Below are 21,073 nucleotides of genomic sequence, written 5' to 3' on the forward strand. Positions count from 1 at the left end.
ACCGATGATGAGTACCGCTGCCGCCACCTTGTATGTCGTCGCCACGCCGATCGGCAATCTGGCCGACCTGAGTCCGCGCGCGCAGGAGGTGTTGCGCTCTGTGGCGGCGATCTGCGCCGAAGACACGCGCCATACCGGCCAGTTGCTGTCGCACTTCGGCATCGGCAAGCCGCTGGTGGCGCTGCACGACCACAACGAGGAGGCGATGGCGCAGCGTCTGGTGGCGCGGCTGCTGGATGGCGAGTCGCTGGCGCTGGTCAGTGATGCCGGCACGCCGCTGGTCAGTGATCCGGGGTTCCGGCTGGTGCGCGCCGCGCGCGCGGCCGGGATCAAGGTCAGTCCGGTGCCGGGTGCCTGCGCGGCGATCGCCGCGCTGAGCGTGGCCGGGCTGCCGAGTGACCGTTTCCTGTTCGAGGGCTTCCTGCCGGCCAAGGGCGCCGCGCGGCGTGAGCGGCTGCAGCGGCTGGCGAGTGAAACCGCCACGCTGGTGTTCTATGAATCGTCACACCGAATCGAAGAATCGCTGGCCGATATGGCTGCGGCCTTCGGCGGTGATCGCCCGGCGGTGGTCGCCCGTGAGCTGACCAAGCTGTTCGAAACCGTGCTCGACGGTACGCTGGAACAATTGCTGGCCAAGGTGCAGGCCGATGACAACCAGCGCAAGGGTGAGTTCGTGGTGATGGTGCAGGGTGCCGGTGACGACGAGGCGGGCAAGATCGCCGAAGGCCGTCGCCTGTACGCGAAGTTGAATGAACACCTGCCGCCCTCCACCGCGGCCAGGCTCGCCGCCGAACTCAGTGGCGCGCCGCGCAAGGCGCTGTACGGCCAGACAGGCCATGATTGAGCTGAGCTGGCGCGCCGATTCCCCCGCCGCGCTGCAGGCACAGCTGGGGCTGGAAGGCCTGCCCGCCGAGCAGGCGGCACTGCTGGACAAGAAGCCGCGCGAACGCTGGTTGATGTCCGCATGGCTGATGGTCAATGCGCGTGTGCTGGCCTATCCGCTGCGCGTGCATGGCAGCGAGCGTCCGGACTTCCTGCTGTCCGCGCCGGGCATGGCCATCGGCGTGGAGTGCATGGAAGTGGTGCCGGAGGAGCTGAAGCGGCTGCAACCGCAGCTGCGCGAGATCAACTCCGGCTGGGTGCAACCGCTGCTGGCGCCGGGCCAGCATGACTGGGACTGGTCCAATCCGCTGCTGCAGCGGCTGCTTGCGCCCAGGGGCGGGCGTCCGGGCTTTGATGACGAAGACCCGGCGGGCCTGTGGCTGGCGGTGATGCGCTGGGCGGTGGCCAAGAAGCGCGACATCTTCGCCCGCGAGGGCTTCCGCCAGCAGCCGCACAACGTGCTGTTGCTGCATGACAACTGGCCGCTGCCGGCCATGCCCTGCGTGCGGCTGTGCGAGGAGGCGGCGGCGATGCGTTGGCGGCAGCTGGTGGCACATCTGCAGCAGGCGTTGCAGGCGGAGTCGGCCTTTGCCGACTGGCAACAGGTCGCGATCGTGCAGGCGCAGGTGGTGTGGCAACTGCAGGCCGAGGGGGTCCAGGTGCTGGAACGTGCCTGATCGGGTGATTGCCGTAACCGTCAGTCAAACACGGGTGCGGCGTGCGACAATGCGCGCGGCGGAGTCGGCCAGACAGTCGCGTCATCCTTTCGGGGGTGCCGAGGAAAGTCCGGGCTCCACAGGGCAAGGTGCCAGGTAACGCCTGGGCGGCGCGAGCCGACGGAAAGTGCAACAGAAAGATACCGCCGAACGGTCCTTCGGGATGCGTGGTAAGGGTGAAATGGTGCGGTAAGAGCGCACCGCGAGTCTGGCAACAGACCGGCACGGCAAACCCCACCTGGAGCAAGACCAAATAGGGACCTAATGGCGTGGCCCGCGTCGGGTCCGGGTAGGTTGCTTGAGCGTATCGGTGACGATGCGCCTAGAGGAATGACTGTCCACGACAGAACCCGGCTTATCGGCCGGCTCCGCCACTTTCCTCGCCGGCCGGGTGAGGAAAGCCCCAAGATTCCCCGTGTGAAACCCTGGGCCTCGGGCTTGCGGCCGCCATTCCCCGCGTCTGTCGATGCGTCCACTTCTTCAGAAATGGATCCTGCTGTATCGCGGGATTGCCCGGCTTGCTTCGTCTCGTTCCGCTTGATTGAAAGCGGCTCTGCGCGGGGGAGGCGGGCTGGATGGTGGGTCCTGGCTCTGCTGGTCGGGAACTCCGTCCCGGCCTGCGAATGGATGGGTGTGGTTGCGTGCCCGGGTTCTTACTTTTGTTCGCGCCGGATCCCGATCCGGGTCTCTCCCAGGAAAGCGCCCTCCGGGCCGAAGCGCCGTTCGTGGATGAAGCCCTGTCCCTGATGGTCGATGGCGACCAGCGTACTGGCGCGGGTGCCGTACTCGCCGCCACGGATGAAAGTGCTGGAGAGGCGCCGTTCCAGTTCCAGGGCAATGCCGGTATGCGGCAGGTCGTCGTCGGCAGGGCGGCTTTCATCGGCCAGCGCCGGCCACAGATCATCGAAGTCGCCTGCGGGTTGCTGCAGCCAGCTTTCCAGCGCCTGCATCAGGCGCCGGGTCTTGGGCCAGGGTGCGTCGAGGGTGCCGTTGGACATGCCGTGGATGCCCGGTGGCAGGCGCTGGTGCAGGGCCGGATGGTTGCCCAGATAGCAGCAGTGCTCGGCATCGGCGACCAGCAGGTTGAACGGAGCGAACCGGTGGGCACGGCTGGAAAGGACATCTATATAGCGGTCCGCGTTGTCGCTGCCTGCCAGATAGCCGGCAACCAGCTCGCCCCGCGACGGGCCACCGGCCGCCGCGGTCGGATCGCGCACATTGGTCAGCACGGCGGCTTGACCGTGGTTGTTCACTCCCATCCAGCTGCCGCCGGAGCGCAGGTCGCGACCGGCGATGACGGTTTCCTGCGGGGGCGGCCAGCGTTGCAGCGGTGCGGTCGGCCGGGCGTGGAATTCGTCGCGGTTGCCTGCCATCAGCAGACGCCAGCAGGGATGGCATTTCCAGGCGAGGGCGACAAGGCACATCGGCGCAGTGTGCCGCCTTGCGCAACAGGCGGCCAGCTGCGGCTGAATGGATAGCCAGTGGCAGGCCGTTTTTCACCCTGCATATACCTTGCTGAATTATATGGAAATATTAAAATTTCTGACGAAACAGACACTTGTGGATAAACCTTGAACAATTATCTAAACATCTGCGCAAGCCATTGATGCCAGTAATTATTTTTGCCGCTCAAAGTTGTTGACAAGCCTTTGGGCACTGCTAAGGTGGTGTCAAGAGGGAAAACCGGGTGTTTTGTGGTTTTTCGTGGTTCAATGACCGCACAAGCGGAAGCGGACAGGCAGGTGCAGCGGCGTGTTTCAAGGTGAGACGGCCATCACGGTTGACGACAAGGGACGCATGGCGGTGCCAACCGCCTACCGCGACTTGGTCGCGCGTGCCAGTGGCAATCGCCTTGTGCTGACCTACAACCCGTTCGAGGCCGGTTGCCTCTGGTTGTACGCAGAGCAGGAGTGGGAGCGGGTGCGGGACGATGTGATGGCCAAGCCCAACACCCAGCGTGTCGTGCGGACCCTGCAACAGAAGCTGGTGGGCTCGGCGGCCCATCTGGAGCTGGACGGCAACGGCCGTATCAGCCTACCGGCCAGCCATCGCAGTGCGATCGGCATCGAGAAGAAGGCCGTGCTGATGGGCATGGGTGACAAGTTCGAATTGTGGAGCGAGCAAGCGCATCGCGCCTTGATCCAGCAGACGTTGTCTGACGGGGATCTGGGTGATGGGCTGCTCGACCTGAAGTTGTGAGCCGGGGTGCCCGGGTGCGCGGTCAAGCGCAGGCCGGTCACCCTCCGGTGTCGCAGCTGCCGGCGGATCACCTGCCCGTGCTGTACACCCAGGTCCTCGAGGGCCTGAGGGTGATCGAAGACGGTACCTATCTGGATGGCACGTTCGGTCGCGGCGGTCACGCCGGCGGTGTGCTGCGCCTGCTCGGCCCGAATGGACGCCTGCTGGTGATGGACAAGGATCCGGAGGCCATCGCCGTGGCCCAGCGCGACTTCGCGCCGGATGGCCGGGTGGCGATCTACCGTGGCAGCTTCGCCGATCTGCTGGACTGGAACGAAACCGCCGCCGGGCTGGATGGCGTGCTGTTCGATCTGGGCGTGTCCTCGCCGCAGCTGGATGTGGCCGAGCGTGGTTTCAGCTTCGGCAAGGATGGTCCGCTGGACATGCGCATGGACCCGGACGCGGGTGAGAGCGCCGCGCAGTGGCTCAATCGCGCCGAGGAGCGCGAGATCGCCGACGTGCTGTGGAATTACGGTGACGAGCGCCAGAGCCGCCGCATCGCCCGCGCCATCGTTGCCCGCCGCGAGAAGCAGCCGTTCAGCCGCACTGCCGAACTGGCCGAGCTGATCGCCTCGGTGATGCCGCGCGGCAAGGACAAGATCCATCCGGCCACACGCAGCTTCCAGGCCATCCGCATCCACATCAACCGCGAGCTGGCCGACCTCGAGGCCGGGCTGGACGCGGCGATGGCGCGGCTCAGGCCCGGCGGCCGCCTGGCGGTGATCAGCTTCCATTCGCTGGAAGACCGCATCGTCAAGCAGTTCATGAACCGCCATGCCAAGGCGCCACCGACCAATCGTCGCCTGCCGGAGCTGCAGGCGTTCGTGCCGACGCTGGATCTGATCGGTGGCGCGATCAAGGCCGATGACGATGAGCTGGCGGTCAACCCGCGCTCGCGCAGCGCTGTGCTGCGTGTGGCGCAGAAGCGCGAGGTGGCCGCATGAGCCGTCTGCTGCTGATCGTGCTGCTGCTGTGCACTATCGCCTCGGCGATCGGCGTGGTGTTCATGCGCCATCGCCATCGCCAGCTGTTCGTCGAGCTGTCGCGGCTGGAATACGCGCGTGACGAGCTGAACATCGAATTCGGCCGCCTGCAGCTGGAGCAGGCGACGCTGGCCCAGGCCACGCGGGTGGACCAGGAAGCGCGCGGCCGGCTGGGCATGAAGTTCCCCGAGGCGGCCGACATCGTGGTGGTGCGGCCATGAACAAGCCCGTGCGCAACCGCAACCGCAACCGCAGCCAGTTCAACCTGCGCAACCGCCTGCTGCTGGTGGGTGTCGGGCTGGGCCTGTGCGCGGTGACGCTGGTCGGCAGTGCCGCCTACATCCAGCTGGTCAACAGCGATTTCTACCAGCGCGAGGGCGAGGCCCGCTATCTGCGCGAGGTGCCGATCGCCACTTCGCGCGGCATGATCACCGACCGCAACGGCGAGCCGGTGGCGGTGTCCACGCCGGTCGCCTCGATCTGGGCCAATCCGCAGGAACTGCTGCGCGCGCCGGAACGCATCCCCGAACTGGCGCAGGCGCTGGGCCTGCCGGTGGACGAGCTGACCACCCGGCTGACGCAGAAGGCCGACAAGGAATTCATGTACCTGCGCCGCCGGATCAACCCGGACGTGGCCGGGCAGGTGATCGGCCTGAAGGTGCCGGGCGTGTTTTCGCAGCGCGAGTTCCGTCGCTATTACCCGCAGGGTGAGGCGATGGCGCACGTGCTGGGCTTCACCAATATCGACGACCGTGGCCAGGAAGGGCTGGAGCTGGCCTTCGACGAATGGCTGCGGGGCAAGCCCGGTGCCAAGAAGGTGATCCGCGACCGCAAGGGCGCGATCGTCGAAAGCATCGACCTGGTGCGCGCCGCCGAGCCGGGCAAGGACCTGACCCTGAGCATCGACCGCCGCATCCAGTTCCTGGCCATGCGCGAGCTGCGCAACGCGGTGGTGGAGAACAAGGCGGCCGGCGGCTCCATCGTGATCATGGACGTGGCCACCGGCGAGGTGCTGGCGATGGCCAACCTGCCGACCTACAACCCCAATGCGATCGATGGCGCCACCCCGGACACGCGCCGCAACCGTGCCGTCACCGATCTGGTCGAGCCCGGTTCGACGATGAAGCCGCTGACCATCGCCACCGCGCTGCAGAACAAGGTGGTCAGCGCCAATACGGTGGTCGATACCAACCCGGGCTACATGTCGCTGGGCCGCTACACCATCCGCGACGTGCCGCGTAACAACGGCGTGCTCGACGTCACCGGGGTGATCACCCGCAGCTCCAACATCGGCGCGGCCAAGATCGCCGCGATGATCCCGGACAAGACCTTCTACGAATCGGTCCGCGCCTTCGGCTATGGTGCGGCGCCGGAGAGCGGCTTCCCCGGTGAAGCTTCCGGTCTGGTGCCGGCACCGGGCACCCCTGGCTGGTATGGCACCACCAAGACCACCATGTCCTACGGCTACGGCCTGAACGTGACGCCGCTGCAGATCGCGCAGGCGTATGCGGCGCTGGGCAATGGCGGGCAGGTGATCCAGCCGACCTTCGTCAAGGGCCAGCGCAACGAGGCGCAGCAGGTGGTCGATCCGGAAGTCGCGCGTGAAGTGGTGCGGATGATGGAGACCGTGGTGACCAACGGCGGCGCCAAGCAGGCGGCGATCCTCGGTTACCACGTCGCCGGCAAGACCGGTACCGCGCGCAAGAACGGCCCGCGTGGCTACGAGCGCGGCCACTACAACCTGCTGTTCGCCGGCGTGGTGCCGGCCACCGCACCGCGTTTTGCCGCGGTGATCGTGGTCAACGATCCGCGTGGCGCCAAGCAGTACGGCGGGCTGGTGTCCGCGCCGGTGTTCCACCATGTGATGGAAGGCACGCTGCGGCTGATGGACGTGCCGCCGGATGACATCCAGTCGTGGCTGGCGGCGCAGGCGGCGGGCAAGGTTGGTGGCAACCCGGCCACCCATCCGGCGGTGCTGCCGGTGGCCGATGCCGCCGATGCCGCCAATCCCGAGGCCGAATTCGCCGCGGCGATCCCGACGGCCCCGGCGGAGGTGCGCCAATGAGCCGCACGATGCCGCTGTCGCAGCTGTTGCCCGATCAGGTGCTGGCGCACGATGTGCAGATCGGCGGACTGGTGCTGGATTCGCGCCACGTGCGCCCCGGCGATGCCTTCGTGGCGATTGCCGGTTTCGGCGCGCATGGGCTGGGCTTTGTCGAGCAGGCGCGGGCCGCCGGCGCTGCCGCGATCCTGTTCGAGCCGCCGGCTCCGGCCGGCTTGCCGGCTCCGGCCGATGCCATCGCCGTGCCAGGCCTGCGTTCGCGCATGGGCGCGATGGCCGATGAATTCCACGGCCATCCATCGCGGGCGATGACGATGGTTGGCGTCACCGGCACCAACGGCAAGACCTCGACCGTGCAGTTGCTGGCGCAGGCCTGGCACCTGCTGGGTATCGCCAGCGGCTCGATCGGTACGCTGGGCGTAGGCCTGTACGGCGACGTGGTGCCGACCGGTTTCACCACGCCGCTGGTGCTGCAGATGCACGAACTGCTGGCGCGGCTGCGTGATGGCGGCGCCCGTGCGGTGGCAATGGAGGTCAGCTCGCATGCGCTGGACCAGGGGCGCGTGGACGCGGTGCACTACGACGTCGCGGTGTTCAGCAACCTCACCCGCGACCATCTGGACTATCACGGCGACATGGCCAGCTACGGCGCGGCCAAGGCGCGGCTGTTCCACCGTCCCGGCCTGAAGGCGGCGGTGATCAACCTGGACGATGCGTTCGGCCGTGAACTGGTCACCACGCTGGCCGGCGGTGTGCAGCCCATCGGCCTGAGCTCGACCGGCCAGGCCGGAGCCACGGTGCGTGCCGACAACCTGGTGCTGGACGGGCAGGGCATCGGTTTCGAGCTGGTGATCGGCACTGGGCGCCATCCGCTGCGTTCGCCGCTGCTGGGCCGCTTCAATGTCGACAATCTGCTGGCGGTGGCCGGCACGCTGCATGCGCTGGGCCAGCCGGCGGCGACCATCGCCACTGTGCTGGGCCAGCTGCAGCCGATTGCCGGGCGGATGAACCGTCTTGGCGGCGAGGGCGAGCCGACCGTGGTTATCGACTACGCGCACACACCCGACGCCTTGGAACAGGCGTTGCGCAGCCTGCACGGCCACCTCGACGGCCGCCTGCTGTGCGTGTTCGGCTGCGGTGGCGATCGTGATACCGGCAAGCGCCCGCAGATGGCGGCCATTGCCGAAGAACTGGCCGACGTGGTGTTCGTCACCGACGACAATCCGCGCGGCGAGGATGGCGACGGCATCGTCGCCGACATCATGGCCGGCTTCGCCACGCAGCGATGCGCAGGCGATGTGCCTGGAGCATCGGGTCGCTCCACTGAAATACACGTACAGCGCGACCGCGCCCGTGCCATCGCCGCGGCCGTCGCACAGGCCGGCGCCGGTGACATCGTGCTGGTTGCCGGCAAGGGCCACGAGCCCTACCAGGAGATTGCAGGTATCAAACATCCTTTCGATGACACCGAGGTTGCATCGCGCGCGCTGCAGGCGCGTGCCGCCACCGGTCAGGAGGCGGGCGTTGTGCCGCGCATGGATGCGGAGGAGCAGCCATGAAGCGCACCCCGCTGTCGCTGATCGCGCACTGGGCCGAGGGTGAAATCCACGGCGACGATGTGATGGTCGACGCCGTCGGCAACGACACCCGCACGCTGGTCCCGGGCAGCCTGTATGTGGCGCTGCGTGGCGAGCGCTTCGATGGCCACGACTTTGCCGCCGATGCCGTGGCCGCCGGTGCCGGCGCGCTGCTGGTGGAGCAGCGGCTGCCGCTGGATGTGCCGCAGGTCGTGGTCGCCAATAGCGAGCGGGGCCTGGCGAAGATCGCCGCCGCCCTGCAGCAGGGACGTGACACGGCGGTGTTCGCGATTACCGGCAGCAACGGCAAGACCAGCGTCAAGAGCCTGTTGCTGGCGATCCTGCAGCATGCGGTGCTGCTCCGCGGCGGGCGGGTCTATGCCACTCCGGGCAACCGCAACAACGAGATCGGCCTGCCGCTGGCGGTGATCGAGGCACCGGATGATGCCGACTACGCCGTCTACGAGATGGGCGCCGGCAAGCCGGGTGACATCGCCTACCTGACCGCCATCGCGCGCCCGCACTATGCGCTGGTCAACAACGTGGCCGCCGCGCATCTGGAACGCATGGGCGACCTGCTGGGCGTGGCCACCACCAAGGGCGCCATCTACGCGGCGCTGCCGGAAAACGGCGTGGCGGTGATCAATGCCGACGATGCCTTCGCGCCGTTCTTCGAGCAGCACTTCATCGGTGCTCCCGCGCGTTGCAAGGTGTTGCGCTTCGGCCTGGAGCACAGTGCCGAAATACGTGCCACCGGTATCGTGCCGGGCACCTCGGAGTCGCGCTTCACCCTGGTCACGCCGCAGGGCGAGGCGACGGTACAGCTGCAGCTGGGTGGCCGTCACAACGTGCTCAATGCGCTGGCTGCGGCCTCGCTGGCACTGGCTGCGGGCATCACGCTGCAACAGGTGGTCGAAGGGCTGGCGCAGGCGCGTCCGGTCGCCGGTCGCCAGGTCGCCCATCAGCTGCCCAGCGGCGCGGTGCTGGTCGATGACAGTTACAACGCCAATCCCGGCTCGCTGGCCGCCGCGATCACTGCGCTGGCCTCAAGCAAGGAGGCGGGCTGGCTGGTGCTGGGCGACATGCGCGAACTGGGCGACGGTGCGCAGGCACTGCATGCACAGGCCGGGCAGCAGGCCCGCGACGCCGGCATCAAGCGGCTGTATACGCTCGGGCCGCTGAGCGAGGCAGCTTCGAAGGCATTTGGCGAGGGCGGGCGTCATTTCGACAGCCATGCCGCGCTGGCCGCCGCGCTGCAATCCGAACTTCATGCTGGCGTGCGTTGCCTGGTCAAGGGCTCGCGCGGCAGCGCCATGGACAAGATCGTGACCGCGCTGTTGCAGCGTGGCGAGGACTCACCACATGTTGCTTGAACTGGCCCGCTGGTTGCAGCAGCTGGACGATCTGTTCCGGTTGTTCAACTACATCACCTTCCGCGGCATCCTTGCGGCACTGACCGCGCTGGGGCTGTCGCTGTGGCTGGGCCCGGCGGCGATCCGCCGGCTGGCCCAGCTCAAGGGTGGCCAGCCGATCCGCAAGGACGGCCCGCAGTCGCACTTTTCCAAGGCCGGCACCCCGACCATGGGCGGCGGGCTGATCCTGACCACCGTGCTCATTTCGGTACTGCTGTGGGGCGACCTGCGCAACCGCTATGTGTGGCTGGTGCTGGCGGTGATGCTGTGCTTCGGCGCGATCGGCTGGTACGACGACTGGATCAAGATCGCCAGGCGTGATCCCAACGGCCTGAAGTCGCGCTGGAAGTACCTGCTGCAGTCGATCTTCGGCCTCGCCGCCGGCCTGTTCCTGTTCTATACCGCTGATGTGCCGGCGGCGCTGACGCTGTACATCCCGATGTTCAAGTCGATCGCGCTGCCGCTGGCCGGCATCAGCTTCGTGACCATCGCCTATTTCTGGATCGTCGGTTTCTCCAACGCGGTCAACCTCACCGATGGTCTGGACGGTCTGGCGATCATGCCCACGGTGCTGGTGGCCTGCGCGCTGGGCGTGTTCGCCTACGCCTCGGGCAATGCGGTGTTCTCCAGCTACCTGCAGATTCCACAGATTCCCGGTGCCGGCGAGCTGGTCATCATCTGTGCGGCGATTGCCGGCGCGGGCCTGGGCTTCCTGTGGTTCAACACCTATCCGGCGATGGTGTTCATGGGCGATGTCGGCGCGCTGGCACTGGGCGCGGTACTGGGCACCATCGCGGTGATCGTGCGCCAGGAACTGGTGCTGGTGATCATGGGCGGCGTGTTCGTGATCGAGACGCTGTCGGTGATGATCCAGGTGGCCTCGTTCAAGCTCACCGGCAAGCGCGTGTTCCGCATGGCGCCGATCCACCACCACTTCGAGCTGAAGGGCTGGCCGGAGCCGCGCGTGATCGTGCGCTTCTGGATCATCTCGGTGGTGCTGGTGCTGATCGGCCTGGCAACGTTGAAGGTGCGCTGATGGACGACTACGCGCGCCAGGCGACCCGTCTTGAAGCCATTGGCGGCCACTTCGACAAGTGGCTGCTGGGCGCCGCCGTGGCGCTGGCTTCGCTTGGGGTCGTGATGGTGGCGTCCAGTTCCATCGCGCTGACGCAGAACCCCTTCCACTACCTCACCCGCCACCTGGTGTTCATCGGCATCGGCGTGGGTCTGGCGTGGCTGGTGACGCGCGTGGAGCTGCGCGATATCGAAAAGCGCAACCACCTGCTGCTGCTGGGCTGCTTTGCGCTGCTGGTGGTGGTGTTCATCCCGGGCCTCGGCAGCAGCGTCAATGGTGCGCGGCGCTGGATCAACCTGGGTATTTCCAAGTTCCAGACGGTGGAAGCGGTGAAGGTGCTGTACATCGTGTGGTTGTCCAGCTACCTGGTGCGCTTCCGCGACGAGGTCAACGCGACCTGGCCGGCGATGCTCAAGCCGGTATTTGTGGTCGGCGTGCTGGTCGTGCTGCTGCTGCTGCAACCGGACTTCGGCTCCTCGAGCCTGCTGCTGGGCATCACCACCTGCATGCTGGTGCTGGGCGGCGCGCAGATGAAGCGCATCCTGCTGCCGGCGCTGGTGATGGTGGTCGCGCTGGGCCTGCTGGTGTACTTCGAGCCGTACCGGATGCGCCGTATCACCTCGTTCATGGATCCGTGGGAAGACCAGCTCGGCTCCGGCTACCAGCTGACCAACGCGCTGATGGCCATCGGTCGCGGCGAGTGGACCGGCGTCGGCCTGGGCGCATCGATCCAGAAGCTCAACTACCTGCCCGAAGCGCATACCGACTTCATCTTCTCGGTGATGGCCGAGGAGCTGGGTTTCGTCGGCGTGTGCGTGATCGTCGGCCTGTACACGCTGCTGGTTGGCCGCGCGTTGTGGCTGGGCATGCATTGCATCCAGATGCGTCGCCATTTCGCCGGCTACATCGCCTTCGGCATCGCCTTGTGGATCGGCCTGCAGACCTTCGTCTCGATCGGTGTGAACCTGGGCATCCTGCCGACCAAGGGCTTGACCCTGCCGCTGATTTCGTCCGGTGGTTCCAGCGTGATGATGACCTGCGTGGCGATGGGACTGCTGCTGCGCGTGTCCTACGAATACAACCGCGCGGTGCGTCGCCAGGAAGTGCGTGATGACATCGAGCCGCAGGTGGAGGTGGCCGACGAACCGGTCGCCATGCCACAGCCGGTGAGCGTCACCGCGATCGCGGCTGCCGCGCAGGACAGTGCCGCCCGTGGTGCCAGCCGCATGCGGCAGCGGATCGAACCGACCTTCGGAGGGCTCGCCTGATGGCCGCGCCCAATGACAACGCACGTCCGGTGATGATCATGGCCGGCGGTACCGGCGGTCATATCTTCCCGGGCCTGGCCGTGGCCAAAGTGTTGCGCGCGCGTGGCGTGCCGGTGACATGGCTGGGTGCCGACGGCGCGATGGAAACCCGGCTGGTGCCGCAACACGATATCCCCATCGACACGCTGGCTATCTCCGGCCTGCGCGGCAAGGGCAAGCTGGCGCTGCTGACTGCACCGGTGCGGGTGATGCGGGCGATCCGCAGTGCCGGCTTCGTGATGCGTCGCTGCCAGCCACGTACGGTGATCGCTTTCGGCGGCTTCGCGGCCGGCCCGGGCGGCATGGCGGCGCGGCTGATGGACCTGCCGTTGCTGGTGCATGAGCAGAACCGTGCACCGGGCATGACCAATCGCATCCTGTCGCGTTTCTCCCGGCGCCTGCTGACCGGCTTCCCGGGCAGCTTCACCAATGGCCGCGAAGAAGTGGTCGGCAATCCGGTGCGTGCCGAAATCGCCGCATTGCCGGCTCCCGAACAGCGGCTGGCCGCTCGCAGTGGCCCGATGCACCTGCTGGTGCTTGGCGGCAGCCAGGGCGCGCGTGCGCTGAACAATGCGGTGCCCAAGGCGCTGGCGGCGTTGGCCGATGGTGCCGGCATCGAGGTCTGGCACCAGTGCGGCGAAAAGCTGCATGAAGAGGCGCTGCAGGCCTATCGCGAGGCCGGTGTGAGCGGCCGTGTCGATGCCTTCATCCAGGACATGGCCGCCGCCTACGACTGGGCCGATGTGGTGGTGTGCCGGGCCGGCGCATCCACCCTGGCCGAGCTGTGCGCGGTGGGTATCGGCAGTGTGCTGGTGCCGTTCGCCGCGGCGGTCGATGACCACCAGACCCGCAATGCCGAATACCTGGTCGAGCGCGCCGCCGCCGAGCTGCTCAAGCAGGACGACGCGCTGGCCACCCATCTGGAAGGCGTGCTGCGCGCGCTTGCCAACAATCCGGCCCGTCGCATGCAGATGGCGCAGGCCGCGCGTGCGCTGGCCAAGGTCGATGCGGCCGAACGCATCGCCGACATCATTCTCGAGGAAGCCCTATGAACATCGCACCGCAACCGTGCGCCCGCCACGCCGGAGGCCAGGCATGAGCCGCCGCCTCCACGACACCGACGATCTGGTCCGCGCCTTCCCGCGCGTGCATTTCGTCGGCATCGGCGGCACCGGCATGAGCGGTATCGCCGAGGTGATGCTGACCCTGGGCTATGAGGTGTCCGGTTCGGACAATGCCGACAATGCCGCCACCCGCCGCCTGGCGCGACTGGGTGCACGGGTGATGCGCGGGCATTCGGCCGCCAATGTGCTCGGCACCGATTGCATCGTCGTCTCCAGTGCCATCCGTGAAGACAATCCGGAACTGATGGAAGCGCGCAGCCAGCGCATCCCGATCATGCCGCGTGCGGCGATGCTGGCCGAACTGATGCGGTTCCGTCGCGGCATCGCCGTAGCCGGCACGCACGGCAAGACCACCACCACCTCGCTGACCGCCGCGGTACTGAGCGAAGGTGATCTCGACCCGACCTTCGTGATCGGCGGGCAATTGCTGGCTGCAGGCGCCAACGCCAAGCTTGGTGGCGGGCAGTGGCTGGTGGCCGAGGCCGACGAGAGCGATGGCAGCTTCCTGCGCCTGAATCCGCTGGTGGCGGTGATCACCAATATCGATGCCGACCATCTGGAGAACTACGGCAACGATTTCTCGCGGGTGCAGGCCGCATTCGCCGAATTCCTGCAGCGGTTGCCGTTCTACGGTCTGGCGGTGCTGTGCATCGACGACCCGGAAGTGGCTGCGCTGGCCGCGCAGACGCCACGCCATGTGATGAGTTACGGGCTGAGCAGCAATGCCGATGTGCGCGCCGAGGATGTGGTGCAGGACGGGCCGCGCATGCACTTCACCCTGCGCCTGCCGGAAGGCAGCAGCGTGCCGGTGACGCTGGCCTTGCCGGGCAGGCACAACGTGCTCAATGCGCTGGCCGCCGCAGCGGTGGGCTGGCAGCTGGGTGTGGCACCGGAAACCATTGCCGCCGCGCTGGAGAAGTTCGAAGGCGTGGGCCGCCGCTTCAATGATCTGGGTGAGGTGACCACAGCCAAGGGCGCCAAGGTCCGGGTGGTCGACGATTACGGCCACCATCCGCGCGAGCTGGCGGCGGTGTTCGCCGCGGCACGTGGCGGCTGGCCGGCCAAGCGCCTGGTGGTGGCGTTCCAGCCGCACCGCTACAGCCGCACCCGTGACCAGTTCGATGCGTTTGCCGCGGTGCTGTCGGAGGTGGATGCGCTGGTGCTCAGCGAGGTCTATCCGGCGGGCGAGGCACCGATTCCGGGCGCGGATGCCAAGTCGCTGGCACGTGCGATCCGTGCGCGCGGTCGCAGCGAGCCGGTCGTGGTCGGACAGACGGCGGATCTGTTGTCGGTGCTGCCGGACGTCCTGCAGGACGGCGACCTGCTGCTGCTGATGGGTGCCGGCGACATCGGCCACATCGCCCAGCAGATCGTCAGTGGGGGATTTGTGGAGACCGCCGCCGAATGATCCGCACCTTCCTCCCGCCATTCCGCTCCCGCACTGCCGCTGCGCGGCGGTGCGTGCGTGCGTGCAAGGCACAGGAGGAAAGCCGATGAGCGCGATGTTGCGGATGCTCGCCTGGCTGCTTGCGATCTCGCTGGTGGTGCTGCCGGTGGTGGGTGTGCTCAATGGCTGGTTCGGCACCGAGCGTTGGCCGTTGGCGAAGCTGCGGGTGCACGGCGAGTTCAAGCGCGTTCCGGCAGAGGAGCTGCAGAAGGTGCTGCTTCCCTATGCGCGCTCAGGCTATTTCGCGGTGCAGCTGCAGGAGGCGCGGCACGCGCTGGAGCAGTTGCCGTGGGTGGAAAGCGCGCAGGTCCGCAAGCAGTGGCCGGATGTGCTGGAGGTGAGCATCGTCGAACACAAGCCGTTTGCGCGCTGGGGCAAGGATCGCCTGCTGTCCGAGCATGGCCGCCTGTTCGCGATCCCGCAGGGACTGGAGGATTTGCCGTTGCCGGAGCTCGCCGGCCCGGATGCGATGACCACCGAGGTGGTCGAGCTGTACAACGATTCGCGCGCACTGTTCGCACCGACCGGCGTGGATGTGCGTGCAGTGGTGATGGACGCGCGCGGCAGCTGGTCACTGGTGCTGGACAACGGCACCGAAGTGGTGATCGGCCGCAATGATGCGCGCTCGCGCCTGGACCGCTTCGTGCGGGTGTTGCCGCAGTTCACCCGCACCCAGGTGCCGATCGAGCGCGCCGATCTCCGTTACACCAATGGTTTCACGCTGAGCTGGGGAACCCCGCCGCCGGCAACAAAGCAGACGCAGGACAGGACATGAATCGCAAGGGTGACAAATCGTTGATCGTCGGCCTGGACATCGGCACCTCCAAGGTGGTGGCGCTGGTGGGCGAGTATTCGCCAGGCAACCCGATCGAAGTCATCGGCATCGGCTCGCATGAATCGCGCGGCCTCAAGCGCGGCGTGGTGGTGGATATCGAATCGACCGTGCAGTCGATCCAGCGTGCCATCGAGGAGGCCGAGCTGATGGCCGGCTGCGAAATCCGCTCGGTCTACGCCTCGATCTCCGGCAACCACGTGCAGTGCCGCAACTCGCAGGGCATCACCCCGATCCGTGAAGGCGAGGTCAGCTGGGGCGATCTGGACCGGGTACTGGAAGCGGCCAAGGCGGTGGCGATCCCAGCCGACCAGCGGATCCTGCACGCGATCCCGCGCGAGTACGTGCTGGACGATTCGCAGGAAGGCATCCGCAACCCGGTCGGCATGACCGGCGTACGCCTGGAAGTGCATGCGCACCTGGTGGTGTGCGCGCAGTCGGCGGCGGCCAATATCAGCAAGTGCGTGCAGCGTTGTGGCCTGCAGGTGGATGACCTGGTGCTGTCCTCGCTGGCCTCCAGCGTGGCGGTGCTGACCGCCGACGAGCGCGAGCTGGGCGTGGTGATGGTCGATATCGGCGCCGGCACCACCGACATCGCGGTGTTCGTGCAGGGCGCGATCTGCCACACCGCCTCGCTGCCGATCGCCGGTGACCACGTCACCAACGACATCGCCCACATGCTGCGCACCCCGACGCCGGAAGCGGAGCAGATCAAGGTGCGCTACGCCTGCGCGCTGGCGCAGCTGGCCACCGCCGAGGAGAGCATCCAGGTGCCATCGGTCGGCGACCGGCCGCCGCGGCGCATGCCGCGCGCCTCGCTGGCGCAGGCGGTGCAGGGGCGTTACGAGGAGATTTTCGAGATGGTGCAGGCCGAGCTGCGCCGCTCCGGCTTCGAGGAACTGGTGCGTGCCGGCATGGTGCTCAGCGGTGGTGCCTCGAAGATGGAAGGCGTGGTCGAGCTGGCCGAGGAAATGCTGCAGATGCCGGTACGCGTGGGCATTCCGCAGCACGTCACCGGACTGGGCGAGGTGGTCGGCAATCCGGTGCATGCCACCGGCGTGGGCCTGCTGCTGATGGGCAGCCAGATCGAACATCCGCGGCGTCCGTCACTGCCCACCGGGCGTGCCGGCACGTTGTTCAACAAATTCAGGAACTGGTTCCGTGGTCAATTCTGAGCACGGAGCCGGAGTGGTGGCAGGTGCGGTAAAGCAGGTGGCAAGACGAAGTGCAGTAGGCAGTCATTGAGGTAGGCAACAACCACCGTACCGGGGCGACCCGGCGGTACATCTAAAACAACTCGCCGGTGCGGGCGGGCAGGGAAGGAGAACGGATCTCCCGAATGCCAACCAATCACGGCAATAGAGAGGACATGGACATGGCGCATTTCGAACTGATTGAAAAGATGGCACCCAATGCGGTGATCAAGGTGGTGGGCGTGGGCGGCGGCGGCGGCAACGCCGTGGCGCACATGGTCAACACCAATGTGGACGGTGTGGAGTTCATCACCGCCAACACCGACTCGCAGGCCATCAAGAACTGTGGTGCCAAGCTGCAGCTGCAGCTGGGCAACAACGTGACCAAGGGCCTGGGCGCCGGTGCCAATCCGGAAGTCGGCCGCCAGGCCGCGCTGGAAGACCGCGAGCGCATCATGGACGCGCTGCAGGGCGCGGACATGGTGTTCATCACCGCCGGCATGGGCGGTGGCACCGGTACCGGCGCCGCGCCGGTGGTGGCGCAGCTGGCCAAGGAAATGGGCATCCTGACCGTGGCCGTGGTCACCAAGCCGTTCCCGTTCGAAGGCCGTCGGCGCATGCAGGTCGCGCTGAAGGGCATCGAGGAACTGAGCCAGCACGTCGACTCGCTGATCACCATCCCCAATGAAAAGCTGATCACCGTGCTCGGTCGCAACGCCACCATGGTGCAGGCGTTCCGTGCCGCCAACGACGTGCTGCAGGGCGCGGTGCAGGGCATCGCCGACCTGATCGTGCGCCCGGGCCTGATCAACGTCGACTTCGCCGACGTGCGCACGGTGATGAGCGAAATGGGCCTGGCGATGATGGGCACCGGCACCGCCCGTGGCGATGACCGCGCCCAGGCGGCCGCCGAAGCCGCGATCCAGAACCCGCTGCTGGACGACGTGAACCTGGCTGGCGCCAATGGCGTGCTGGTCAACATCAGCGCCGGCACCGACATCACCATGAGCGAGTTCGACGAGATCGGCCGCACCGTGCACGCGTTCGCTTCCGAAGATGCGACCGTGGTCATCGGCACCGTGATCGATCCGGATCTGGGGGACGAAATCAAGGTGACCGTGGTCGCCACCGGCCTGAACCGCGCCAGCGCCAAGAATGCCCAGCGTCCGGGCGAACGTGGCCCGATCAAGCTGGTGCGCAACGCCACCACCGGCCAGGCCGAGTTCGAGGACTACGAAAGCCCGGCCGATGCGGTGGCCAAGGCGGTCGGCAACTCGCTCGGCATGGGGCTGCGTCGTCCGAGCTCGGATACGGTGAGCGCACCGGCACCGGCCTCAAGCACGACCGCGGCCGCCGACCTGCCCAACGACTACCTGGATATTCCGGCTTTCCTGCGGCGCCAGGCCGACTGATCCACCGGCAGCGCCGCACGGATCCGATCCGCCGGCAGCTGTCCGGGAAGTAACCCCGGGGCCGTCCATCCCGGGGAGGTAAGCCATGTCTTTGCTGTCGGGCCAGGACCGGCCCGGCAGCATTTTCTCCGCCGGAAGGCGGGGACGTGCCGAGTGCAAACGGCGCGGGTGGCCTGTTAACGCGTGTTATTCTTGTTTGCTCGAAGCCGCCGTGTGCGGCCGCCTTCCGATTTCCACGCCATGATCCTGCAACGCACCCTCAAGAATACGATCCGCGCCACCGGCGTCGGCCTGCACAGCGGTGACAAGGTCTACATGACCCTGCACCCGGCACCGGTCAATCACGGCATCGTGTTCCGTCGCGTCGACCTGGACCCGGTGGTGGTGGTGCCGGCCCGCGCCGACCTCGTCACCGAGGTGACCCTGTGCACCGGGCTGACCTGCGAAGGCGCCAAGATCCAGACCGTCGAGCACCTGATGTCGGCACTGGCCGGGCTCGGCGTGGACAACTGCATCGTGGAACTGTCTTCGGCCGAGCTGCCGATCATGGACGGCTCGTCCGGTCCGTTCGTGTTCCTGCTGCAGTCGGCGGGCATCGTCGAGCAGGATGCCCCCAAGCGGTTCCTGCGCATCCTCAAGACGGTGGAAGTGCGTGACGGCGACAAGATCGCCCGTTTCGAACCGTATGAAGGCTACAAGCTGGGCTTCACCATCCAGTTCGACCATCCGATGATCCCGGCCAAGCAGTCACGCGTGGAGATCGATTTCTCCACCATGGCCTATATCAAGGAAATCTCCCGCGCCCGTACCTTCGGCTTCATGCGTGACCTGGAGTACATGCGCGAGCGCAACCTGGGCCTGGGCGGCTCGATGGACAACGCCATCGTGCTCGACGAGTTCCGCGTGCTCAACGATGACGGCCTGCGCTATGCCGACGAATTCGTGCGCCACAAGATCCTCGACGCGATCGGTGATCTGTACCTGGCGGGCGGGCAGGTGCTGGGCGCCTATGAAGGCTACAAATCCGGGCACGCACTCAACAACAAGCTGGTGCGCGCGCTGCTGGCCGACGAGAGCGCCTGGGAATGGGCCAGCTACGACTCGCCGGCGACCCCCGACCCGGTGGTCTACGGTTCGCCGGCCTACGCCTGATCCGCTCCCCGGAAGCGGGACTGACCGGCGGAAAATGCCCGCCGGTATCTGCAGGCTGCGTCATGGATTTGTGAATCCACCGTGGATTCCAGCCTGAATTTAACTAATAAATAACAAAAAGCTAACTCCCGCGACAACAACCGCGGCTAGGATTCCTGCCGGCTTCCTGCTTAACCCCTATGGGGAATTGGCGGAAAGGTCGGGGCGGGAACGCTCCGCTGCGTTCAGGATCGTGTGGATTTCACGTCCTTGAGGGCATCCAGGGCATCGCGCAGACCTTTGTGCGTGGTGGCCGACACTGTTGACCGGCGCGGTTCATCAGGCACTGGGGAGTGCGCTCGCGCGGTTGCAGTCTTGACGGTCACCCGGGTGGCCTTCAGCCCGATGGATCGGGCCGCGTCGAGCAACTGGTTTTCGGCAACCCGCACCTTGGCATGCCAGACCGGTGATTCGACGAGAAAAACGAGGTGTTCGCCGTCCACATTGGCCAGCCGGCAACGGCTCGCCAGCGCAGGCGGTAAATGGGGGCGCAATTGCCGGTCCATCGCATCGAGCCACAGGGCACGGCGCAACGGGTTTCCTGCTTTGTCCGCCATCACCGCTTCCAGTGCCGGTTTGGGCACGGAACGGGCACTGGATTTCGGCTCAGACATAAGAATTCTTCAATGACATTCAAAAAGATCGTAATCAAAACGCGTGAACAAAAGGCCAAAACGCCGCTGGCACGCGTGCAGATGTTCTTTGAGGATCGTCCTCAAGCCCTGTTGGGCAGTGTGCTGGGTATAGGTTGCCTGATGGGTGTGGCGTTGAGCCTGGCCATCGGCATGGTGGGCGACTCGGCGTTGCAGGCCAAGGTGGAGCGGCAGGAGCAGGAGCTGGCCAAGGTCCGTGCCGATGCGCAGACCCAGGTCAACGCGCTGGCCGCCCGGCTGGGCGAGCTGCAGGCGCAGGCCACCCGTCTCAACGCGCTCGGTGACCGGCTGACCCAGATGGGCAAGCTGGAAGACGGCGAGTTCGATTTCAACGAGACCCCGGGTATGGGTGAAGGCGAACCCGGCCCGACCCAGGATATCCCGGTCAGCGCGGTCAACAGCGACTTACAGATGCTGGAACAGCGCTTTGCCGCTTCGGGCAAGCAGCTGTCGGTGCTGGAATCGTTGCTGTTCGACCACCAGCTCGAACAGAACGCGGTGCCCTCGCGGATGCCGATCAGCAACACCTACATCACCTCCAGCTTCGGCACCCGCGCCGACCCGTTCGGCCGCGGCCGTGCCAACCACCGCGGCATGGATTTCCACGCCCGGGTCGGTGATCCGGTGATGTCGGTGGCCGATGGCGTGGTCAGCTTCTCCGGGGTCAAGGGCGGCTACGGCAACGTGGTCGAGGTCGACCACGGCAACGGCTACAAGACGCTTTATGCGCACAATTCACGCCTGACCGTGCGCGAGGGCAACCTGGTCCGTGCCGGGCAGGAAGTGGCCAAGGCCGGTTCCAGTGGCCGTTCGACCGGTGCGCACGTGCACTTTGAAGTGTGGGAACGCGGCAATCCGGTCAATCCGCGCAAGTTCCTTGGCGAGGGCGGCAACACCCCGGTGGGGCGTCGCGCCCGCGGTTGAGGGCGGGTGGGCGCTTGAATCGCCAACCGCCCGCCCCAAGTTACA

Annotated in this window: 19 protein-coding genes and 1 other RNA gene; 18 read left to right on the forward strand and 2 right to left on the reverse strand. The window is 66.6% G+C overall.

Annotated elements, in window-relative coordinates:
- Window positions 1–7: 7 nt before the first annotated feature.
- From rsmI to rnpB, 3 genes are all read left to right on the forward strand, one after another.
- Window positions 8–844: a 16S rRNA (cytidine(1402)-2'-O)-methyltransferase gene (rsmI, locus tag ACSBPQ_RS02185; RefSeq protein WP_442683457.1), complete on the forward strand. Its 837-nt coding sequence runs from the start codon at window positions 8–10 to the stop codon at window positions 842–844.
- Entirely contained in the window at window positions 837–1,559 is a 723-nt protein-coding gene (locus tag ACSBPQ_RS02190) for a hypothetical protein (protein WP_442683458.1), read from the forward strand. Before rsmI ends, ACSBPQ_RS02190 begins: the two co-directional genes overlap by 8 nt.
- A gap of 60 nt (window positions 1,560–1,619) precedes the next feature.
- Window positions 1,620–1,972: RNase P RNA component class A (gene rnpB, locus ACSBPQ_RS02195), an RNA gene on the forward strand.
- Window positions 1,973–2,251: 279 nt separating this feature from the next.
- On the opposite strand, the gene ACSBPQ_RS02200 is transcribed toward rnpB, so the two are convergent.
- Entirely contained in the window at window positions 2,252–3,022 is a 771-nt protein-coding gene (locus ACSBPQ_RS02200) for an NRDE family protein (RefSeq protein ID WP_442683459.1), read from the reverse strand.
- Between the two features lie 373 nt (window positions 3,023–3,395).
- Between ACSBPQ_RS02200 and ACSBPQ_RS02205 the strand changes: the two genes are divergently transcribed.
- The 14 genes from ACSBPQ_RS02205 to lpxC all read left to right on the forward strand — a co-directional run bounded on the left by ACSBPQ_RS02205 (window position 3,396) and on the right by lpxC (window position 19,412).
- Window positions 3,396–3,797 carry a division/cell wall cluster transcriptional repressor MraZ gene (locus ACSBPQ_RS02205; protein WP_442684486.1) on the forward strand — a complete coding sequence of 134 codons (402 nt, stop codon included), beginning with the start codon at window positions 3,396–3,398 and terminating at the stop codon, window positions 3,795–3,797.
- Between the two features lie 14 nt (window positions 3,798–3,811).
- Entirely contained in the window at window positions 3,812–4,780 is a 969-nt protein-coding gene (gene rsmH, locus ACSBPQ_RS02210; RefSeq protein ID WP_442683460.1) for a 16S rRNA (cytosine(1402)-N(4))-methyltransferase RsmH, read from the forward strand.
- Window positions 4,777–5,040, forward strand: coding sequence for a cell division protein FtsL (gene ftsL / locus ACSBPQ_RS02215; RefSeq protein ID WP_442683461.1), 264 nt, complete (start codon window positions 4,777–4,779; stop codon window positions 5,038–5,040). Before rsmH ends, ftsL begins: the two co-directional genes overlap by 4 nt.
- Complete coding sequence (locus ACSBPQ_RS02220; protein WP_442683462.1) at window positions 5,037–6,884, forward strand: peptidoglycan D,D-transpeptidase FtsI family protein; 1,848 nt, start codon at window positions 5,037–5,039, stop codon at window positions 6,882–6,884. The genes ftsL and ACSBPQ_RS02220 overlap by 4 nt, the downstream gene beginning before the upstream one ends.
- The gene (locus tag ACSBPQ_RS02225) at window positions 6,881–8,440 is read left to right on the forward strand and encodes a UDP-N-acetylmuramoyl-L-alanyl-D-glutamate--2,6-diaminopimelate ligase (RefSeq protein ID WP_442683463.1); all 1,560 of its coding nucleotides are present in this window, start codon (window positions 6,881–6,883) and stop codon (window positions 8,438–8,440) included. Before ACSBPQ_RS02220 ends, ACSBPQ_RS02225 begins: the two co-directional genes overlap by 4 nt.
- Window positions 8,437–9,831, forward strand: coding sequence for a UDP-N-acetylmuramoyl-tripeptide--D-alanyl-D-alanine ligase (locus tag ACSBPQ_RS02230; RefSeq protein WP_442683464.1), 1,395 nt, complete (start codon window positions 8,437–8,439; stop codon window positions 9,829–9,831). The genes ACSBPQ_RS02225 and ACSBPQ_RS02230 overlap by 4 nt, the downstream gene beginning before the upstream one ends.
- Window positions 9,821–10,906: a phospho-N-acetylmuramoyl-pentapeptide-transferase gene (mraY, locus tag ACSBPQ_RS02235; RefSeq protein WP_442683465.1), complete on the forward strand. Its 1,086-nt coding sequence runs from the start codon at window positions 9,821–9,823 to the stop codon at window positions 10,904–10,906. The genes ACSBPQ_RS02230 and mraY overlap by 11 nt, the downstream gene beginning before the upstream one ends.
- The gene (gene ftsW, locus ACSBPQ_RS02240; RefSeq protein ID WP_442683466.1) at window positions 10,906–12,213 is read left to right on the forward strand and encodes a putative lipid II flippase FtsW; all 1,308 of its coding nucleotides are present in this window, start codon (window positions 10,906–10,908) and stop codon (window positions 12,211–12,213) included. Before mraY ends, ftsW begins: the two co-directional genes overlap by 1 nt.
- Window positions 12,213–13,304: an undecaprenyldiphospho-muramoylpentapeptide beta-N-acetylglucosaminyltransferase gene (murG, locus tag ACSBPQ_RS02245; protein WP_442683467.1), complete on the forward strand. Its 1,092-nt coding sequence runs from the start codon at window positions 12,213–12,215 to the stop codon at window positions 13,302–13,304. The genes ftsW and murG overlap by 1 nt, the downstream gene beginning before the upstream one ends.
- Before the next feature lie 43 nt (window positions 13,305–13,347).
- Window positions 13,348–14,784 (forward strand): UDP-N-acetylmuramate--L-alanine ligase, encoded by a 1,437-nt coding sequence (gene murC / locus ACSBPQ_RS02250; protein WP_442683468.1) that lies wholly within the window; start codon window positions 13,348–13,350, stop codon window positions 14,782–14,784.
- An 85-nt stretch (window positions 14,785–14,869) separates the two neighbouring features.
- Entirely contained in the window at window positions 14,870–15,598 is a 729-nt protein-coding gene (locus ACSBPQ_RS02255; protein WP_442683469.1) for a cell division protein FtsQ/DivIB, read from the forward strand.
- The gene (gene ftsA / locus ACSBPQ_RS02260) at window positions 15,595–16,830 is read left to right on the forward strand and encodes a cell division protein FtsA (protein ID WP_442683470.1); all 1,236 of its coding nucleotides are present in this window, start codon (window positions 15,595–15,597) and stop codon (window positions 16,828–16,830) included. The genes ACSBPQ_RS02255 and ftsA overlap by 4 nt, the downstream gene beginning before the upstream one ends.
- 200 nt (window positions 16,831–17,030) lie before the next feature.
- Complete coding sequence (ftsZ, locus tag ACSBPQ_RS02265) at window positions 17,031–18,260, forward strand: cell division protein FtsZ (protein WP_442684487.1); 1,230 nt, start codon at window positions 17,031–17,033, stop codon at window positions 18,258–18,260.
- Window positions 18,261–18,500: 240 nt separating this feature from the next.
- Entirely contained in the window at window positions 18,501–19,412 is a 912-nt protein-coding gene (gene lpxC / locus ACSBPQ_RS02270; RefSeq protein WP_442683471.1) for a UDP-3-O-acyl-N-acetylglucosamine deacetylase, read from the forward strand.
- A gap of 224 nt (window positions 19,413–19,636) precedes the next feature.
- Here lpxC and ACSBPQ_RS02275 read toward each other — a convergent pair whose 3' ends face one another.
- Window positions 19,637–20,065: a DciA family protein gene (locus tag ACSBPQ_RS02275; RefSeq protein ID WP_442683472.1), complete on the reverse strand. Its 429-nt coding sequence runs from the start codon at window positions 20,063–20,065 to the stop codon at window positions 19,637–19,639.
- Between the two features lie 12 nt (window positions 20,066–20,077).
- On the opposite strand from ACSBPQ_RS02275, the gene ACSBPQ_RS02280 reads away from it, so the two are divergent.
- Window positions 20,078–21,028, forward strand: a complete 951-nt coding sequence (locus ACSBPQ_RS02280) for a M23 family metallopeptidase (RefSeq protein WP_442683473.1) — start codon at window positions 20,078–20,080, stop codon at window positions 21,026–21,028.
- Window positions 21,029–21,073: the final 45 nt, after the last annotated feature.

Source organism: Stenotrophomonas sp. JC08 (assembly GCF_052180205.1).
GTDB lineage: Bacteria > Pseudomonadota > Gammaproteobacteria > Xanthomonadales > Xanthomonadaceae > Stenotrophomonas.

Coding starts and splice junctions, on each gene's coding strand:
- murC (WP_442683468.1), top strand. CDS start 13,348: ATGAGCCGCCGCCTCCACGACACCGACGATCTGGTCCGCGCCTTCCCG.
- ftsA (WP_442683470.1), top strand. CDS start 15,595: ATGAATCGCAAGGGTGACAAATCGTTGATCGTCGGCCTGGACATCGGC.
- murG (WP_442683467.1), top strand. CDS start 12,213: ATGGCCGCGCCCAATGACAACGCACGTCCGGTGATGATCATGGCCGGC.
- ACSBPQ_RS02190 (WP_442683458.1), top strand. CDS start 837: ATGATTGAGCTGAGCTGGCGCGCCGATTCCCCCGCCGCGCTGCAGGCA.
- ftsZ (WP_442684487.1), top strand. CDS start 17,031: ATGGCGCATTTCGAACTGATTGAAAAGATGGCACCCAATGCGGTGATC.
- ACSBPQ_RS02280 (WP_442683473.1), top strand. CDS start 20,078: ATGACATTCAAAAAGATCGTAATCAAAACGCGTGAACAAAAGGCCAAA.
- rsmI (WP_442683457.1), top strand. CDS start 8: ATGAGTACCGCTGCCGCCACCTTGTATGTCGTCGCCACGCCGATCGGC.
- ACSBPQ_RS02205 (WP_442684486.1), top strand. CDS start 3,396: ATGGCGGTGCCAACCGCCTACCGCGACTTGGTCGCGCGTGCCAGTGGC.
- ACSBPQ_RS02225 (WP_442683463.1), top strand. CDS start 6,881: ATGAGCCGCACGATGCCGCTGTCGCAGCTGTTGCCCGATCAGGTGCTG.
- ACSBPQ_RS02200 (WP_442683459.1), bottom strand. CDS start 3,022: ATGTGCCTTGTCGCCCTCGCCTGGAAATGCCATCCCTGCTGGCGTCTG.
- ACSBPQ_RS02230 (WP_442683464.1), top strand. CDS start 8,437: ATGAAGCGCACCCCGCTGTCGCTGATCGCGCACTGGGCCGAGGGTGAA.
- ACSBPQ_RS02275 (WP_442683472.1), bottom strand. CDS start 20,065: ATGTCTGAGCCGAAATCCAGTGCCCGTTCCGTGCCCAAACCGGCACTG.
- ACSBPQ_RS02255 (WP_442683469.1), top strand. CDS start 14,870: ATGAGCGCGATGTTGCGGATGCTCGCCTGGCTGCTTGCGATCTCGCTG.
- mraY (WP_442683465.1), top strand. CDS start 9,821: ATGTTGCTTGAACTGGCCCGCTGGTTGCAGCAGCTGGACGATCTGTTC.
- ACSBPQ_RS02220 (WP_442683462.1), top strand. CDS start 5,037: ATGAACAAGCCCGTGCGCAACCGCAACCGCAACCGCAGCCAGTTCAAC.
- lpxC (WP_442683471.1), top strand. CDS start 18,501: ATGATCCTGCAACGCACCCTCAAGAATACGATCCGCGCCACCGGCGTC.
- ftsL (WP_442683461.1), top strand. CDS start 4,777: ATGAGCCGTCTGCTGCTGATCGTGCTGCTGCTGTGCACTATCGCCTCG.
- ftsW (WP_442683466.1), top strand. CDS start 10,906: ATGGACGACTACGCGCGCCAGGCGACCCGTCTTGAAGCCATTGGCGGC.